General features: G+C 37.2%; 17 protein-coding genes. 2 read left to right on the top strand and 15 right to left on the bottom strand.

What is annotated here, in order from left to right:
• Positions 1-69: 69 nt before the first annotated feature.
• The 4 genes from ACIQZA_RS14505 to ACIQZA_RS14520 form a co-directional block, all read right to left on the bottom strand.
• Positions 70-1,110 (bottom strand): acyl-CoA dehydrogenase family protein, encoded by a 1,041-nt coding sequence (locus tag ACIQZA_RS14505; RefSeq protein ID WP_402882008.1) that lies wholly within the window; start codon positions 1,108-1,110, stop codon positions 70-72.
• Positions 1,111-1,190: 80 nt separating this feature from the next.
• The gene (ychF, locus tag ACIQZA_RS14510; protein ID WP_402882010.1) at positions 1,191-2,291 is read right to left on the bottom strand and encodes a redox-regulated ATPase YchF; all 1,101 of its coding nucleotides are present in this window, start codon (positions 2,289-2,291) and stop codon (positions 1,191-1,193) included.
• Positions 2,292-2,569: 278 nt separating this feature from the next.
• Positions 2,570-2,770 (bottom strand): DUF951 domain-containing protein, encoded by a 201-nt coding sequence (locus ACIQZA_RS14515; protein WP_100541906.1) that lies wholly within the window; start codon positions 2,768-2,770, stop codon positions 2,570-2,572.
• 1 nt (position 2,771) lies between these two features.
• Positions 2,772-3,650 (bottom strand): mechanosensitive ion channel family protein, encoded by an 879-nt coding sequence (locus ACIQZA_RS14520; protein ID WP_400937460.1) that lies wholly within the window; start codon positions 3,648-3,650, stop codon positions 2,772-2,774.
• 93 nt (positions 3,651-3,743) lie between these two features.
• Here ACIQZA_RS14520 and yyaC point away from each other — a divergent pair, with 93 nt between their 5' ends.
• Positions 3,744-4,376: a spore protease YyaC gene (gene yyaC / locus ACIQZA_RS14525; RefSeq protein WP_400937457.1), complete on the top strand. Its 633-nt coding sequence runs from the start codon at positions 3,744-3,746 to the stop codon at positions 4,374-4,376.
• Here yyaC and ACIQZA_RS14530 read toward each other — a convergent pair.
• From ACIQZA_RS14530 to rpmH, 11 genes are all read right to left on the bottom strand, one after another.
• Positions 4,296-5,009 (bottom strand): DUF554 domain-containing protein, encoded by a 714-nt coding sequence (locus ACIQZA_RS14530; RefSeq protein WP_402882012.1) that lies wholly within the window; start codon positions 5,007-5,009, stop codon positions 4,296-4,298. The two genes, yyaC and ACIQZA_RS14530, sit on opposite strands and share 81 nt — an antisense overlap.
• A 78-nt stretch (positions 5,010-5,087) precedes the next feature.
• Positions 5,088-5,942, bottom strand: a complete 855-nt coding sequence (locus tag ACIQZA_RS14535; protein WP_400937452.1) for a ParB/RepB/Spo0J family partition protein — start codon at positions 5,940-5,942, stop codon at positions 5,088-5,090.
• Entirely contained in the window at positions 5,935-6,696 is a 762-nt protein-coding gene (locus tag ACIQZA_RS14540; protein ID WP_142510024.1) for a ParA family protein, read from the bottom strand. The genes ACIQZA_RS14535 and ACIQZA_RS14540 overlap by 8 nt, the downstream gene beginning before the upstream one ends.
• A 734-nt stretch (positions 6,697-7,430) precedes the next feature.
• Positions 7,431-8,330, bottom strand: a complete 900-nt coding sequence (gene noc, locus ACIQZA_RS14545) for a nucleoid occlusion protein (RefSeq protein ID WP_402882016.1) — start codon at positions 8,328-8,330, stop codon at positions 7,431-7,433.
• A gap of 179 nt (positions 8,331-8,509) precedes the next feature.
• Entirely contained in the window at positions 8,510-9,226 is a 717-nt protein-coding gene (gene rsmG / locus ACIQZA_RS14550) for a 16S rRNA (guanine(527)-N(7))-methyltransferase RsmG (protein ID WP_402882017.1), read from the bottom strand.
• A 163-nt stretch (positions 9,227-9,389) separates the two neighbouring features.
• Positions 9,390-11,285, bottom strand: a complete 1,896-nt coding sequence (gene mnmG / locus ACIQZA_RS14555; protein ID WP_400937448.1) for a tRNA uridine-5-carboxymethylaminomethyl(34) synthesis enzyme MnmG — start codon at positions 11,283-11,285, stop codon at positions 9,390-9,392.
• 28 nt (positions 11,286-11,313) lie between these two features.
• Entirely contained in the window at positions 11,314-12,699 is a 1,386-nt protein-coding gene (mnmE, locus tag ACIQZA_RS14560) for a tRNA uridine-5-carboxymethylaminomethyl(34) synthesis GTPase MnmE (protein WP_400937446.1), read from the bottom strand.
• Between the two features lie 824 nt (positions 12,700-13,523).
• Positions 13,524-14,333 (bottom strand): RNA-binding cell elongation regulator Jag/EloR, encoded by an 810-nt coding sequence (gene jag, locus ACIQZA_RS14565; protein ID WP_402882018.1) that lies wholly within the window; start codon positions 14,331-14,333, stop codon positions 13,524-13,526.
• A complete protein-coding gene (yidC, locus tag ACIQZA_RS14570; RefSeq protein WP_142510018.1) occupies positions 14,330-15,100 on the bottom strand; it encodes a membrane protein insertase YidC in 771 nt (256 codons plus the stop codon). The genes jag and yidC overlap by 4 nt, the downstream gene beginning before the upstream one ends.
• 295 nt (positions 15,101-15,395) lie before the next feature.
• Positions 15,396-15,740, bottom strand: a complete 345-nt coding sequence (gene rnpA / locus ACIQZA_RS14575) for a ribonuclease P protein component (protein WP_132362481.1) — start codon at positions 15,738-15,740, stop codon at positions 15,396-15,398.
• Between the two features lie 101 nt (positions 15,741-15,841).
• The gene (rpmH, locus tag ACIQZA_RS14580; RefSeq protein WP_004233310.1) at positions 15,842-15,976 is read right to left on the bottom strand and encodes a 50S ribosomal protein L34; all 135 of its coding nucleotides are present in this window, start codon (positions 15,974-15,976) and stop codon (positions 15,842-15,844) included.
• Between the two features lie 555 nt (positions 15,977-16,531).
• Here rpmH and dnaA point away from each other — a divergent pair.
• Complete coding sequence (gene dnaA / locus ACIQZA_RS14585) at positions 16,532-17,881, top strand: chromosomal replication initiator protein DnaA (RefSeq protein WP_142510017.1); 1,350 nt, start codon at positions 16,532-16,534, stop codon at positions 17,879-17,881.
• The last annotated feature ends 140 nt before the right edge of the window (positions 17,882-18,021 follow it).

An 18,021-nucleotide genomic window follows, 5' to 3' on the forward strand; every position in this document is an offset into this window, starting at 1 on the left:
CTTTGCTAAGTGTCACGTGACAAATAGAATCTGCTTGTCCCCAAGCAGGTTCTATTTTTTAACACAAATTTATGGCGTTAAAAAACTATGCTGTGCAGCTGTATATAAATTTCTCCAAATATAATTAATGGAAGATGTCTCCGTAATTGCATCCATGCCAAGTCTACGTATTAAGCTATTGGCAATGTCTATACAAGCCGCTGCACTATCTTTACTTATTCGTGAAAATTGTTGGAGTTGTTCTTCAGTCAACTCATGACCTTCTTTATGTTTTTGCCAGTATTCGTTCAACAGTAGATAATATCGCTCTTCAAGCTGTCTAAAGTTCTTCTGTTGCTGCATCAATAAAAATTGTATTGCACCCATACGTTCGGTACGGCTTGGATCATGCTTTCTTTGCTTTACTAAAATAGACGCCTCTTCTAAGAAATTTTCTGTTATCCCAAGACAAACACTTAGAAATGAGGCTTCTGCAAATGCTCCAAACGGAAAACTATGTACCGCACTTCCATACTTGTTTTTAATTATACCCCATTGGAATGTTTCCTCTTGTGGTACCCAAACATTTTGCACACGGATCGTATGACTAGCTGTCGCTTTTAAGCCCATTGCTCGCCAATCATTATAAATCTCTACTTGATCACGATTTACTGAGCAACTAATTATTTCATCTGTTCTATTACCTTCATCCTCGACAAAGCAATTCATCGTAAAAGTTGTAGCATAATCTGATCCACTACAATACTTCCATTGACCAGTGACACGATAGCCCCCATCTATTTTTACTGCTACGCCAGTAGGATAGCCACTGCCTGCTATGACTGCATTTCTTGGTGAAAACATTTTTCCAACAATCTCTTTGTTCAATGTTGGAATAAACACGTTACCCCCTGTTCCTATTGTGACAAGCCAGCCAAAGTTACCATCAAGTGCAGACATCTGCTGAAATACTTTAATACCCTCTAGTAGATCTAAATCTTTACCGCCTAATTCCTTTGCGGTGAATAGCTTAAACAATTGATGCTCATAAATAAGATCTAATATGTCTTCTGGTAATTTACCTAACTCCTCCATTTCTAAACCACGATCTTTTATTTGTAATATGTTCATACTAATCCTCCTAATTGAAAATTCAGATAAAATTATATACAAAAAAAGGCAATCTTTTGAAAGATTGCCCCTGGCGTTTTTTACACATTGAAACGGAATAACATAATATCGCCGTCTTGTACAACATACTCTTTACCTTCAAGACGTACTTTCCCAGCTTCTTTAGCAGCAGGTTGAGAACCGGCTTCTACTAAATCTGCGAAAGCAACTGTTTCTGCACGAATAAATCCACGTTCAAAGTCTGTATGAATGATTCCTGCACATTGTGGTGCCTTCATACCTTTACGGAATGTCCATGCACGTACCTCTTGTACCCCGGCAGTGAAATAAGTTGCTAGCCCTAGTAAATCATATGAAGTACGGATTAACTGGTCTAAACCAGATTCTTTAATACCTAGTTCTTCTAAGAACATTGATTTTTCTTCATCATCAAGCTCAGAAATTTCTTCCTCAATTTTTGCACAAATTGTGATAACTTGAGCTCCTTCAGCAGCTGCATACTCACGTACCTTTTGCACATATTCGTTATTATCTGCATCAGCTACTTCATCTTCTGAAACGTTTGCCACATAAAGCATAGGTTTAATTGTTAAAAGATGAAGTCCTTTAATAACCTTTAGCTCGTCTTCTGAAAGCTCTGCAGCGCGTGCTGGTCGACCGTTTTCTAATTGTTCTTTAATTTTCACAAGAATTGGTTCTTCGATCATGGCTTCTTTGTCTTTTTGCTTAGCCATTTTGCTAACACGTTGTAATCGCTTATCAACAGATTCTAAATCAGCAAGTGCAAGCTCTAAATTAATGACCTCAATATCGTCAATCGGATCAACTCCACCTGATACGTGCGTAATATTTTCATCAACAAAACAACGTACAACTTGGCAAATTGCATCTACTTCACGAATATGAGCAAGGAATTTGTTCCCTAACCCTTCACCCTTTGAAGCGCCTTTTACGATCCCAGCAATATCTGTAAACTCAAATGCTGTTGGTACTGTTTTTTTAGGTGTTACTAATTCTGTTAATTTATCTAAACGTGCATCTGGTACTTCAACAATACCGACGTTCGGATCGATTGTTGCGAATGGATAGTTTGCAGCCAATGCGCCCGCTTTTGTAATTGCGTTAAATAATGTTGATTTTCCAACGTTAGGTAAACCAACGATTCCAGCTGTTAATGCCATGTATGGACACAACCTTTCTATGATCTGTTCAAATTTGCTCTTAATAACGGATACTGTGAGGTTACAGAAATCCTCACTGATTCATCACTGTATAACCCTATCTATTATATTGATTCACTTCTAAAAAGTCTAATACACATCAATTTCGTCTTGGCATAATTGCGTCCGGATTTTGAATTGTGCCCGCACAATTCATTCCTTTCAAAATCCATGACATCCGCCGGAGGCTTTATCTTTATTCAGTGGGTGTCAGAACACCTACTGATTGAAGATAAAAACTAGTCCTCACTAGCCGAAATTAAAACCTTTTTCATTTTTTTCTCAAATTCGCGGCGTGGAATCATGACACTATGCTGACAGCCTTCACATTTAATGCGTACATCCGCCCCCATCCGAATAATTTTCCATTCATTTGTACCGCATGGGTGCTGCTTTTTCATTTCAACAATATCGTTTAAACCAAATTTCTTTGCTTCCATATTACTCACTTCTCCCCTCTTCATTAACACCATAGAACATCATTTTCGGTTGAGCCATTGGTATATTATTTTCTTCAAAGAGTTTTGTAACATCACGACGAATCGTACGAGCCACTCCATGTTGTTGCTGTGGTAATGTTTCTGCGGCTATACGAATCGTTACCTCTGTCCCCTTAACACTTTGTACACCTAAAAAGACAGGTACTGCTACAAGCTCCTTATGAATTTCAGGTAAAGTATTTAAATACTTTTGAATAATAGATTCGGCTCTGTCAAAATCGGCATCGGTCGTCATTTGTAAATCTATATAAATTTTAGAGTTGTTGACAGAGTAATTGACAACATCGCCGATCGAACCATTCGGAATAATAAACTGCTCTCCTGTAGAACCATTAATCTTTGTCGTACGTAAACCGATTTCTACAACAGTTCCTTCGGCTGAATTTATTTTTATATAATCGCCAACACCAAATTGATCTTCAAAAATAATAAAGAATCCAGTAATGACATCCTTCACTAAACTTTGCGCACCAAAACCAATGGCTAAACCAACAATCCCTGCTCCGGCCAATAACCCTGCTATCTTAATCTCTAAGATAGAGAGAATAGCAACGATTGCTGAAAAATAAACAACATAGGAAATGACACTTTGTAATAATCTTGAAATTGTTGTTTGTCGACGTTCTGAATGATCTAAAGGTGAACGCATACGCATTAAAAACACTTTTTTAATAAACTTCTTTCCTAATCGTACAGCTAGCCACGATGCAATCAAGATAATAGTAATCTTAACCGAAACTTTTGTTATATTTATCCAGAGTTCCTCTGACATCAGCTTATCCCAACCGTTTTTTAATACCCTTTCACTAAACCAATCCATTATTACCACCTCTTGAATAACTTGCTAAAAATTTGCGTATACTGCATAAAAATCGAGCACTTCTTACAAATAAAAAGGAAAGCGAGTTTTTTTATGAATACTATACCTAAATTGTTACTCCCTTATTCTCTTCATCATGAAAGTAAAAATACCGTTTGGCAATTAAGTACATTATTTTTAGAGCATATACCCTTTCATCATGAACGCCTTATTTTCTGTTGTATTGGAAGTGACCGTTGTACAGGTGATACGCTTGGGCCGTTAACAGGTAGCTTCCTAAAAAAGTCAGTTAGTTTCCCCTATGAAATTGTAGGCTCTTTAGACAATCCTTTGCATGCCCTTAATTTAGACACTACTATGCAACAGCTACACAATCATACTATAAAACCTTTCATTATTGCGATTGATGCATGTCTTGGAAGTGAACAAAATGTTGGACATATTTCTGTACAGAGTGGACCTATCTTTCCAGGAAAAGCTGTAAAAAAACAATTACCCCCAATCGGTGACATTTCCATTAAGGGAATCGTCAATGTTGGAGGCTTTATGGAAATGCTTGTTTTACAAAATACAAGACTTCATATTTCTTATGCAATGGCGGAAAAACTTTCAAGGGCTCTATTGCTCGCTACACATCGTTACTCACTAAAAAATATAGAAGATAGCAACCACAATACCGACAATGATGAGACCTGGCAACAAGTTAGCAGCCTTGATCTTAGTTAAGCCTGCTATATTTAAACCAATGGCAAAAATCATAACACCACCTACTGCAGTCATTTCTTGAATAAACATTTGTAGTGCAGCATCTGGTATAAAAGAGCTAATAACACCTGCAAAAAGTGCAATTAATCCTTGATAGACGAATACAGGTACTGCAGATAATAGCACGCCAATACCTAATGTAGATGTTAAGATTATCGATATAAATCCATCGATTAGTCCTTTCGTAATAAGTATATTATGATCGTTACGCAGACCACTATCGAGTGCACCAATGACGCCCATAGAGCCAACTACAAATATTAAAGATGCCGTTACAAAACCTTCTGCTATGCCAATTTGATTATTATCAGCTCGATTTTTACTAAATAGAGATTCTACCCATTTCCCAAGTCTATTCATTTGCTTATCTAAATCTAACCACTCACCAATTACTGTACCTACCACTAAACTAATCATTAAAATAATAAAATTATCACTTTCAAAGCCCATTTTAATCCCTAAAAGTGCAACTGCTAAACCAATAATCGATAATACAGTAGATTTCATCGATTCAGGAATATTTTTAAAGATGCGTCCTACTAATGCACCCGTCATAATAAGCAAAGCGTTAATTAATGCCCCTAGTAATACCACGTCCCAACCTTCCTTCTCTCTAGAAAAATAGAGAGCGCCTTGTAGTTCGGCGCTCTGATCACGTTATTGATATTTCTCTTATTCTTCCTCTTCCTGTAAATTTAATATTTCTAAAATACGTTCTAAATCATCTTCAGAGTAAAATTCAATTTCAATTTTCCCTTTATTATTAGATTTTCTAATTTGTACATTTGTTCCAAAGTAATCACGTAACTGTGTTTCCTTAGCTGCCACGAATATATCTTTTTTCTTTAGTTGAGTTGTTTCACGTGAAACTTCTTCATTCAAATTGTGTACTAACATTTCAACTTGCCGTACGTTTAAACCTTGTTTGATGACCTTATTTGCCACTTCTGATATTCTTCTTTTATTTTTCAACCCAAGTAACGCTCGTCCTTGCCCCATCGATAGTGTTCCATCATTCATAAACTCACGAACATCCTCTGGTAATGCAAGTAAACGAACATGATTGGCAATATGCGGTCTACTTTTCCCTAATCTTTTGGATAGCTCCTCCTGCGTTAAATGTAAGCTTTCCATTAAGCTTTGATATGCCTCAGCCTCTTCAATAACTGTCAAATCTTCACGCTGTAAATTTTCTAAAATAGCTAGTTCCATCATTTGCGCATCTGATAGCTCTTTTATAATAGCTGGAATAACCTCTAAACCTGCTAATTGAGTCGCTCTATAACGGCGTTCTCCGGCAACGATTTCATATTTACGTCCTTTTTTACGTACAGCAATTGGCTGTAAAATACCATGTTCCTGTATAGAGTCAGCTAATTCTTGTAAAGTTTCTTCATCAAAAATTTTACGAGGCTGAAATGGGTTTGCGATGATAAGCTCTAATTGTATTTCTTCCACTTGCCCACTTTGTTCTATAGACTCTCCAGGAAATAATGCACCTATGCCTCTTCCTAGACCTTTAGCCATTTTTAATCACTTCCCTCGCCATCTCTAAATACACTTCTGCACCTCTTGATTTTGCATCATAAATGATAATTGGCTGCCCATGACTTGGAGCCTCACTTAATCGCACATTACGAGGAATAATTGTTTTGTATACTTTATCTTGGAAATACTTTTTCACTTCATCAATAACTTGTAAGCCTAGGTTTGTTCGTGCATCAAGCATCGTCAACAATACGCCATCAATGTATAATTGCTGATTTAAATGTTTTTGCACTAAACGGACAGTTGATAACAACTGACTTAACCCCTCTAATGCGTAATATTCGCATTGTACAGGAATAATAAGCGCATCCGAAGCAGTTAAAGCATTAATTGTTAGTAGCCCTAACGAAGGCGGGCAATCAATAATAATATAATCATAGTTTTCTTTTACATCTTGAAGTGCGTGCTTTAAACGTACTTCTCTGGAAATTGTCGAAACTAATTCAATTTCTGCTCCTGCTAGTGAAATGGTTGCTGGAACGATTGCTAAGTTTTCAACATTTGTTTGTTGAATGACATTTTCAACGTTTTCATCATCAATTAATACATCATAAATGCAGCCTTGAAGTTCTCCTTTATTTACACCAAGTCCACTTGTTGTATTTCCTTGTGGATCAGTATCGATTAAGAGCACTTTCTTCCCTAAGTATGCTAGACAAGCGCTCAAATTGACCGATGTCGTTGTTTTTCCTACGCCACCCTTTTGATTGGCGATTGCTATAATTCTACCCATTTAAAAGCACCTGCTTTCATCTATCAAAGGTTCACTTTGACAAATCATTTGTAAAATCACTGATCAATTATGCCTCGGCATAATTGTGTCCGGATTCGGCTTTGTCAGTTAGCCGTTTTCGCATGGATGCGATGATTTTAGGCTAACATCCTTTATTAACTCCTTTCCGAATCCGTGACATCCGCCGGAGGTTTTGGGCCAACAGATGTTTTTTGCGCGAAAGCGTAGTGCTAACGCAGCGTCAGCAGCAAGATGTTGGTCTCTCAGTCGTTGCCACAGGACGTGGCGTTCTTAGACTGAGTTCCTCTATTTCAGCGGATGGTTGGACACCCCACCCGCGAAAAATAACTTAGACCCGCATTCATCTTACCACTTATAGAGGTGAGAGACTTCTGTAACTGCCGTTTCACTTTCGTGACAAAAAACACTTGCTCCAAAGAAGTTAAATATCTCTATCTAACTTTCATTCTATCAAAAAAACAGAAAATAGTTGTATAAAATATTAAGAATATATGCAAAAAAGGAGACATCTCCCAGAATTATTACTGAGATGCCTCCTCCGTACAGAGATATATAAGTAGTTCATCATCATATCGCGAGGTTGATTTTCGTTCCGACTGGATACTTCCCTGGGGGCGTTTATCCTCCACTCCAATCAACTTATAGAAATATCATCCTTTGATGATGCTATAAAAGCCAATTCTTTATTTTTCTAATATAACTTCAATCACTACTTAAGACTTTTTCTTTTTAGGTATTTTCACTGTAATTTGATAATATTCCTCTGTGTCTTCTTCTTCGGTCTTAACTGTTATACCGCTCTTTGTTACCATAGATAACGATTGTTTAATCGTATTTAAAGCAATGCGTACGTCTTTACTAATGGCCTTACGTTTCGGCTTTACTTTCTTTGGCTCCGCTTCTTCTTGAGTTACTACCTCCGGATGTAATAAAACATAAATCTGTTCTTCTAACTGGCGAACATTCCAATCATTTTCAATCGTTTGTTGTAAAACTTCTAACTGTAATGGCCGATCTTTAATTGCAATTAATGCACGTGCATGTCGTTCAGAGATTTCACGCTTCAAAATAGCTTGCTGCACTTCTTCAGGAAGCTTTAGTAAACGTAATTTATTGGCTACCGTGGATTGTCCTTTTCCAAGTCGTTGGGCCAGAGCTTCTTGTGTCAGCTCATGAAGCTCTAATAATTTTTGATAGGCAACAGCTTCTTCAATTGCTGTTAATTCCTCACGTTGTAGGTTCTCGATTAACGCGATAGAGGCTGTTTCCTTATCAGTTAAATTTCTTATAATTGCCGGGACTTCTGTCCATTGTAGCTTCTTCATTGCTCGATAGCGACGCTCACCAGCAATGATTTCATATTGATTTTCTGCTGTTTTACGTACAACAATTGGCTGAATTACACCATGTGTATGAATGGTTCTTGATAATTCTTCAATTTTTTCATCATCAAAAATAGTACGTGGCTGAAAACGGTTAGGTACAATTTGATCAATAGGCAGCTTTATAACTTCTTCTGCTGCATGAACCGTCTCTGCTTGTTCTACTTCATTTTTCACAATAGGCTCAGTTTTATTTCCGCCTCCAAAAAAACGTGAAAAAGGACTTTTCATCCAAGTGGCACCACCTTTAAGTAACTATCTTGCTCTGTTTCATTCTATTATTATTTATTATATTTCTTAAAATGTATATAGTTCGTAGATGTCATTTGCGTGAACCATCCATAACTAGTATGTATGCTCAAAATAGAAAAAATATTTTCTACTTTGAGAAGTTTCACATGAAACACTAATTATTGTATTGGTGTTTTATTTGGTACACCTGGTTTTCGCGGGTATTTTTTCGGTGTTCCTTTTATTTTATCAAAGATATATAACATGCGGTCACTTTCTTCAACAGGTAGTAGGAAAGAAAATTCTTCTTTTAGTGCAACCCCTAATGTGGCCAATGCTTTTTTTGCATCTTTTAATTCTTCCGCACCAGCTGCCGCTTTTAAAGCAACAAAATAGCCACCTTGCTTCGCTAGTGGTACACATAACTCCGATAAGACTGATAATCGGGCTACCGCACGAGCTGTTACAACATCAAACTGTTCACGATATTTCGCATTTTGTGCAAATTCCTCTGCACGGGCATGTACGAAATTCATATTATCTAATTGTAACTCATCACTTAAATGATTTAAAAATGTAATTCTTTTATTTAAAGAATCGACAATTGTTACATGTAAATGTGGGAAGCAGATTTTAATTGGAATACTTGGGAAACCAGCACCTGCTCCAACATCACAAACTGTCGTCACTTTTGAAAAATCAAAATAAAAAGAGGCACTAATCGAATCATAAAAGTGCTTTAAATAAACTCCTTCTAAATCCGTAATAGCAGTTAAGTTCATCTTTTCATTCCACTCAACAAGTAACTCAAAGTATTTTTTGAATTGAGCCATCTGCTTTTCAGAAAGTTCAATGCCCTTTTCCTTCAGAGCCTCGATAAATTGTTGTTCGTTCATGTAAAGTCTCCTTTTTCTAACTGGCTTTACTATCCCTATTTTTGATTTGTAAGCATGTACTCGTTCCCATTTACAAATCAACTATATAAAAATAAGACTAGCCTTAAAAATAGGAAGCGGGCACAAAGGTATGCCCGCCTCTTATTCACTTTACTGTTGTTAATTATTCGCCGCTGACACGTGCAATTTTACCTTGCTCAATATAAACAAGTAATATTGAAATATCTGCTGGGTTTACACCAGAGATTCGCGATGCTTGGGCAATGGAAAGTGGTGTAACTTGTTTTAATTTTTGTCTAGCTTCTGTTGCTAGACCTGAAATAGCGTCATAATCAATATTTTCAGGGATTTTTTTATTTTCCATTTTATGAAGCTTCTCAACTTGTTGCAATGCTTTTTCAATATAACCTTCATACTTAAGCTGAATTTCAATTTGTTCCTTCACTTCATCCGAAAACTCTATGTCTGCTGGAATTAACGAAGAAATTAACGCATAATGCATTTCTGTACGTTTTAATAAATCTGCTCCACGGATACCATCTTTTAGCTCACTACCACCTACAGAGCGAATAGTAGCTTGTGTTGCTTCATTTGGTTTAATAATCACTTCACGGAGACGTGCAATTTCGTTTTCAATCAGCTCTTTTTTCTCATTGAATGCTGCATATCTTCCTTCAGTAATCATTCCTATATTATAACCTAGCTCTACCAAACGTAAATCAGCGTTATCATGACGAAGTAGTAAACGATATTCTGCACGAGATGTTAATAAGCGATACGGTTCATTTGTTCCTTTAGTTACTAAATCATCAATTAATACGCCAATATAAGCATCCGAGCGGCTTAAAGTTAATTCTTGTTTACCAAGCACATTAGCAGCAGCATTTATCCCAGCCATTAAGCCTTGAGCAGCCGCTTCCTCGTAACCTGATGTTCCATTAATTTGACCAGCTGTATATAAACCTTTAATACGTTTTGTTTCTAAAGTTGGCCACAATTGTGTTGGCACAATCGCATCATACTCAATAGCATAACCAGCACGCATCATTTCTGCTTTTTCTAAGCCTGGAATTGATTTTAGTAAACGCGTTTGCACATGCTCTGGTAGGCTAGTTGATAAACCTTGTACATATACTTCACGTGTATTGCGACCTTCTGGCTCTAAGAAAATTTGATGGCGCGGTTTATCGTTAAATCGCACAACCTTGTCTTCAATAGAAGGGCAATAACGTGGACCCGTACCTTTAATCATCCCTGAATACATCGGTGAAAGATGTAAGTTCTCCTCGATAATTTCATGTGTTTCTAGGCTTGTATAAGTTAACCAGCAAGGTAGCTGATCCATGATGAATTCAGTTGTTTCAAAGCTGAATGCACGTGGAACATCATCTCCTGGTTGAATCTCTGTTTTATCATAATCAATTGTTCGGTTATTCACTCGTGGTGGTGTACCTGTTTTAAAACGCACAAGGTCAAAACCAAGCTCTTTTAAGTTATCAGCTAAACGAATTGACGGTTGTTGGTTATTAGGACCACTTGAATATTTTACGTCACCAATAATGATTTCACCACGAAGGAATGTACCTGTTGTGATAACAACTGTTTTAGCGCGATAAATAGCACCAATTTGTGTAATAACACCTTTTACTTCCCCGTTTTCAATGATTAGCTCTTCCACCATTCCTTGGTGAATTGTTAAATTTTCAGTTTCCTCCAACACACGTTTCATTTCTTGTTGGTATAAAACTTTGTCCGCTTGTGCACGTAATGCACGCACAGCAGGGCCTTTCCCTGTATTTAACATCCGCATTTGAATATGCGTTTTATCAATAACTTTCCCCATGACGCCACCTAATGCGTCAATTTCTCGTACTACGATTCCTTTGGCAGGACCACCAATGGAAGGATTGCATGGCATAAATGCAATCATATCTACATTGATTGTTAACATCAGTGTGTTAGCACCCATTTTGGCAGCAGCATGTGCAGCTTCAGAACCTGCGTGACCTGCGCCAATTACGATAACATCAAACGTGCCTGCCTCATAATTTGTTGGCATAGCTCGTATCTTCCTTTCTTTAGTAAAATTATTTTCCTAAGCAGAACTGTGAAAATAACTGATTGATTAGGCTTTCTTGTACTGTGTCGCCGATAATTTCCCCAAGTATTTCCCAAGTTCTAGTAACATCTATTTGCACCATATCAACAGGTACACCAGCTTGTGCTCCAGCTAATGCATCCTCGACCGTTGCTTGTGCTTGATGAAGTAATGCTATATGTCTTGCATTTGAAACATATGTTAAATCGCCCGCTTCAATTTGCCCTTCAAAGAATAGCGCGGCAATTGCTTCCTCTAGCTCTGCGATGCCCTCTTCCTGTAAAAGAGAAGTTGTCACAATGCGATGATTGCCTGCTAGCTCTTTGACACGAGCTATATCTATTTTTTGCGGTAGATCTGTTTTATTGACAATAACGATGTAATCCATCGCTTGAATTGTTTCGAATAGACGTTCATCCTCGGCAGTCAATTCCTCTGCGTAGTTTAAAACAAATAAAATTAAATCTGCGCCACGCAACGCCTCACGTGAACGTTCAACACCAATTCGTTCGACGATATCCTCTGTCTCTCGAATACCAGCTGTATCGACTAAACGAAGCGGAACACCACGTACATTCACGTACTCTTCTATAATATCACGAGTTGTACCAGCTATATCTGTCACAATAGCCTTGTTCTCCTGTACTAAGCTATTTAAAAGAGAAGATTTCCCAACGTTTGGGCGGCCTAAAATAACAGTTGATAGACCCTCTCGTAATATTTTTCCCTGAGAAGATGTTTGCAAAAGTTTAATAATTTCATTTCGTACCCATGTACATTTTTCTACTAATACTGGTACCGTCATCTCTTCTACATCATCATACTCCGGATAATCTATATTAACCTCTACTTGTGCTAATGTCTCTAGTAATGCTTGGCGTAAGTCACCAATTAAACGCGATAATTTGCCATCCATTTGTCCCAACGCAACATTCATCGCTCTATCAGTTTTTGCTCTTATTAAATCCATCACTGCCTCAGCCTGTGATAAATCGATACGTCCATTTAAGAATGCGCGTTTTGTAAATTCACCTGGCTCTGCGAGTCTTGCTCCATTTGTTAATGCTAGCTTTAATACACGGTTCACCGAAACTAGTCCCCCGTGACAGTTAATTTCTATTACATCCTCACGAGTGAATGTTTTAGGCCCACGCATTAATGACAGCATTACTTCCTCTACAATCTCATCTGTTTTTGGATCAACCAAATGTCCATAATGAATTGTATGTGAAGCCTTCGTTGTTAAACTTTTACCACCAGGCGATCTGAATATTTTATCTGCAATCGCGACTGCTTCGTCCCCACTTAAACGAACAATAGCAATAGCTCCTTCACCCATAGGTGTGGATATCGCAGCAATTGTATCGAACTCCATTTAATGACCTCCTTAACGTTATCCACATGTGGATAAATAAAACCGACCAATACTTACTAACACCTTAGACTAACATATTTTCTGCAAAATCTAAAGTAAGGATAATTTCCAATTGTGGATAATCAGAAAGCTCTACATTATAGCCCGTATTTCGACAAAGGCTACAAATGCTAAAGCGTTCACACTTGATTTTAAAAATATCGTGCCAATGAATAAAGTATGCTTTTCGGCAAAATGAGGGGTTGATTTCCGTTCCGACTGAGCGCTTTCCTGGGGGGCGTCCGATGAGCCCCGAGGAGTCGCTCAGTCTCCACTCCAATCAACTACTTCCCCTGGCAGATATCTTCTGGCAGGTCACTCAAAATTTATAGTAATAAAACGAAAACTTCAGCATTGTTTATCTTTGCGAAAGCGAAGCGGCAGTAATAATAAATGTTGTGTAATTCATGTTACAGGTATAAGTCTTTTCTTTTCGATTATGGTGAATAGATATAGTGTTCACTTTAGAATTGAATAATAAAACTTATAAAAGTTCTACACTATCGCGAATTGGAGTGGAAGGCTACTCGACTCCCGTGAGAAAGCGAGACAGGCAAGACCCTGCACGGAGCGCAGCGGAGGAAGCCTTACTCTGAGCGAAAGCGAAGCGTCAGCGAAGCGTCAGCGACAAGCAAGTAACCTGGAACGGAAATTACCCTCATCTGAGACACCACAACATTCATAAAAATCCCTTAACCATCTAGTTTTTCAACAACATAAAAAAAGTCATTTTATCATGACGATAAAATGACTTTTTATTTTTGTCTGTATGTTTTTTACGAAGTTTAGCCGTTCTTTACAGGTTCAATAACTAAATAACGATTAGGCTCCGTTCCTTCTGAATATGTTTCAATATCAAGGCGATTTGCCAATTGATTATGAATAACTTTTCTCTCGTACGACTGCATTGGCTCAAATGTCACACGCTGATTTAAGCGAAGTGCTTTATCCGCCATACGATCTGCTAGTAATTCTAAAGCTTCTTGACGACGTTCACGATAGTTTTCTACGTCTAATTTCACCATTAAGAACTGCTTGGCACTTTTATTTAACACAAGATGTGTTAATTGCTGTAGGGAATTTAATGTTTGACCACGTTTCCCTATAAGCAGTGCAGCTTTCTCGCTTTTCAGTTGAAATAATACATATTTCCCTTCACGTGTCGTTTCAATCTCAAGATCATGAATACCCAATTGTTCAGCAATATTTACTAAATAAGTCTTTGCATCTTCAATTGGGTTTATCGAGGTTTCTTCTTCCTCTTTTTGTTCCTCTACGATTTGTTGAACAGTTTCGATATCACTTGGTTGTTCAGAAACTTGTGAACTTATTGTTTCAACATCATCTATTACTGTTGGTTCGACAAATTGAGTCGTATTTTGCTGTTCAGCTTCTTCTACTTCAATTGTTGATCGAACCTGTACTTCCTTTACTGTTACACGAACTTCTGCAGATCGTGCACCAAAACCTAAAAATCCTTTTTTACCTTCTTGTAAAACTTCAACATCTACTTGTTCACGGGTTTTGCCAAGTTTCTGTAACGCCAATGAGATCGCTTCTTGTGTTGTTGCGCCTATTTGCGTATGTTGTTTCACTTTTTAGCCCCTCCATTTTGAGCAGGTTGTGTTTTATTTTTTTCCCAAGGTTTGTAAATAAACAGGTTTTGAGCAATCGAAATAATGTTACCGATTACCCAGTATAGTGATAATGCTGCTGGTAATGCCATACCGAAAGCAATAATCATAAATGGCATAATGTACATCATTATTTTCATTTGTGGGTTATCCATCGCTGGGCCCGTACGTAAAACGATAAATTGCATTAAACCAGCCGTAATTGCTAGTGTCGGTGCAGTTTCTGCTAACGGGAAAATAAAGAAATTCCCTAAATCAAAAGCAGGTGTAGCATTCATACGACTAATCGCATGGTAGAAACCAATTAAAATTGGCATTTGAATGAATACAGGTAAACATCCAGCAAGTGGATTGACACCAGACTCACTCATAAGTTGCATCATCTCTTTTTGATACTGTTGCTGTGTCTGTGCATCCTTAGAAGCATACTTCTTTTGCAATTCCTTCAATTTTGGCTGAATTTCTTGCATTTTCTTAGAGCTCTTTGTTTGTTTAATCATCAATGGAAGAATTGCTAAACGAATGATAATCGTTACAACAATGATCCCCCATGCATATGAACCGAGCAACTCAGCAAAGTATTTAATCGCTGACACTAAAGGCCAAACAATGAATTCATTCCAGAAGCCTGTGCTTTCTTTGGAGATTGGTTCTTTAAATTCTGTACAACCAGATAGTAGTAATGCTACTGATGCTAGCGACAAAATTACCCAAAGTTGTTTCTTCAACCTTTTTCCCCCTACAAATACTATTCACTTTTTCTAAAACTATATGCATTCTCTTCTTTAGACAATTACAGTTTCCTGCAACTGAATAAAGTTATCAGTTATTTTATCATGCATATATCGTTTCACTCTACTAAATATTCTAACAACGGGCACATATTTGCTAAGTAATGTTACTAATAATTCATATATTGCAGTGAAAATCCGATTTTAAAATACCCTTATACGTATTTACATTGGCTTCACTTTCGCGCAGAAACTAAACTATTCTATCTCACCACTTTGGTTGCCATCCATATTAGGCTTTCTTCAATACTTTTGCGATTCGTAGCACATGCTGCAAACTTTGTTTTACTTCATGAAAATCCATCGTGGCCGCCGGTTGTCTGGCGATAATAACATAGTCCATATTCGGCTTTAGTTCATCCTTTAATTCATGAATACTTTGTCGAATATAGCGTTTGATTTGGTTGCGTGTTACTGCATTCCCAAGCTTTTTACTAACCGATAATCCTATACGAAATTCCGCTTGTCCCTCTTTTTCTAAAAAATATACGACAAACTGACGATTAGCGAAAGATTTACCCTTTTTAAACACCTTTTGAAAATCATCGTTTTTTTTCACTCGTTGGCGTTTTTTCATTACTTTCACCTGCTACTCGATAATTATCCTTTAATCCTCATTTTTAGGTTTACCAAAAATAAAGAAAAAAAAGACCACTGATGTGTCTCAGTGGACTTATTTTATGCTGATAATACTTTTCTTCCTTTACGACGGCGAGCAGCAAGAACTTTGCGACCGTTTTTCGTGCTCATACGTGCGCGGAAACCGTGAACTTTGCTGTGCTTACGTTTTTTTGGTTGGTAAGTACGTTTCATTTATATAGACACCTCCTGGATGAGTTGAATTTTTCAACATACAGACTTGAATATTATATAAAGTAACTAGTTATTTTGTCAATGAATTTTATAAATTTCTATATTTACGCAAATCTATGTCTATTTTTTATTTCGATCATCTTCTGCTAAATAAAAATAAATTATCCACAGAGTACTTGTTTTTTTTACACAGAGTTGTGTATAGTATTTTTTGCATATTTTTTTATCCACAACACTTATCTACACCTTTTTCACATACGCAGACCTTGTGGACAACTTGGAAGTGCATAAATGAAAGGTATGTGGATAAGTTTCACAAACTATTGAAATAGCTTTGTTTTTCTGATACGATATCTGTGCTTCACTTTGTTGAAAACTGAAATGAACTTTAATTTTATCCACAACTGTTGATATGCTGTGGATAATTTTTATCACAGCCTTTGGTTAACTTTTATCCACAACTTGTGAGTTTGTGGACTAGTTGTAAAATGAACGTATTTACCGTTTCTATAAATGCGCTTTTAATTGTATTGAACTGAAAAGGAGATTAGCAGCTTGGAACATTTAGAAGAACTATGGAATAATGTCCTGGCTCAAGTTGAACAAAAAATTTCTAAACCAAGCTTCGAAACGTGGCTAAAGTCTACTAAACTACTTTCCTACAATGGTAGTGGTTCTACTGTGACAATTGCTGCGCCAAATTCGTTTGCTCGAGACTGGCTTGAAAATCATTATATTCATTTGATTACAGGTATATTAACGGAGCTTACAGGCGAAGACTTGCTTATTAAGTTTGTTGTTCAAAAAAACCAGGATTCGGACGATTTTGATTTACCAGCGCCGATTATCCAAGCAAAAAATGACGATCATCATGATATTTCACCAGGTATGTTAAACCCGAAATATACTTTTGATACATTTGTTATTGGCTCTGGTAACCGCTTTGCACATGCTGCCTCGCTAGCTGTCGCAGAAGCGCCTGCGAAGGCTTATAACCCATTTTTTATCTATGGGGGAGTAGGGCTTGGCAAAACACACTTAATGCATGCGATTGGTCATTATGTACTTGAACATAATCCAAATGCAAAGGTGGTATATTTATCATCTGAAAAATTTACAAATGAATTTATTAACTCAATTCGAGATAATAAGGCACTTGATTTCCGCAATAAATATCGCAATGTAGATGTACTGCTAATTGATGATATTCAATTTCTAGCTGGAAAAGAATCAACTCAAGAAGAATTTTTCCATACTTTTAATACATTGCATGAAGAATCGAAACAAATTGTTATTTCTAGTGACCGTCCTCCTAAGGAAATACCGACCTTGGAAGATCGTTTACGTTCTCGATTCGAATGGGGACTAATTACAGATATTGCGCCCCCTGATTTGGAAACTCGTATCGCCATTCTTCGAAAAAAAGCAAAGGCTGATGGCCTAGAAGTGCCAAATGAAGTCATGCTCTATATTGCGAACCAGATTGACTCCAATATCCGGGAGCTTGAAGGTGCGCTTATTCGCGTCGTTGCCTATTCATCACTAGTTAACAAGGATATTAATGCAACTTTGGCTGCTGAAGCATTAAAGGATATTATCCCTAATTCAAAGCCGCGAACTGTCACGATATTAGACATTCAAAATGCAGTAGGAGAGCACTTTAACATTCGTTTAGAGGATTTTGTCGCGAAAAAACGTACGAAGTTAATTGCCTTCCCGCGTCAAGTCGCCATGTTTTTATCTCGCGAATTAACAGATTTTTCGCTGCCGAAAATTGGCGAAGAATTTGGTGGACGTGACCATACTACTGTTATCCATGCTCACGAAAAAATATCTTCTATGTTGAAAAATGACGTTCAGCTACAGCAAGATATTAAACAAATTCGAAGCATGTTAGGGAAATAATGTTGTGGACAACACAAACATTTAAACACAAACTTATACACAGTCTATCTACATGTGGATAGACTGATTTTATTCACTTGGAAGCACTTATCCACAAATCCACAGGACCTATTACTATATCTTTTTTATTTTATATAAAT

It is taken from the genome of Lysinibacillus sp. NPDC096382 (assembly GCF_044762845.1).
Taxonomy (GTDB): domain Bacteria; phylum Bacillota; class Bacilli; order Bacillales_A; family Planococcaceae; genus Lysinibacillus.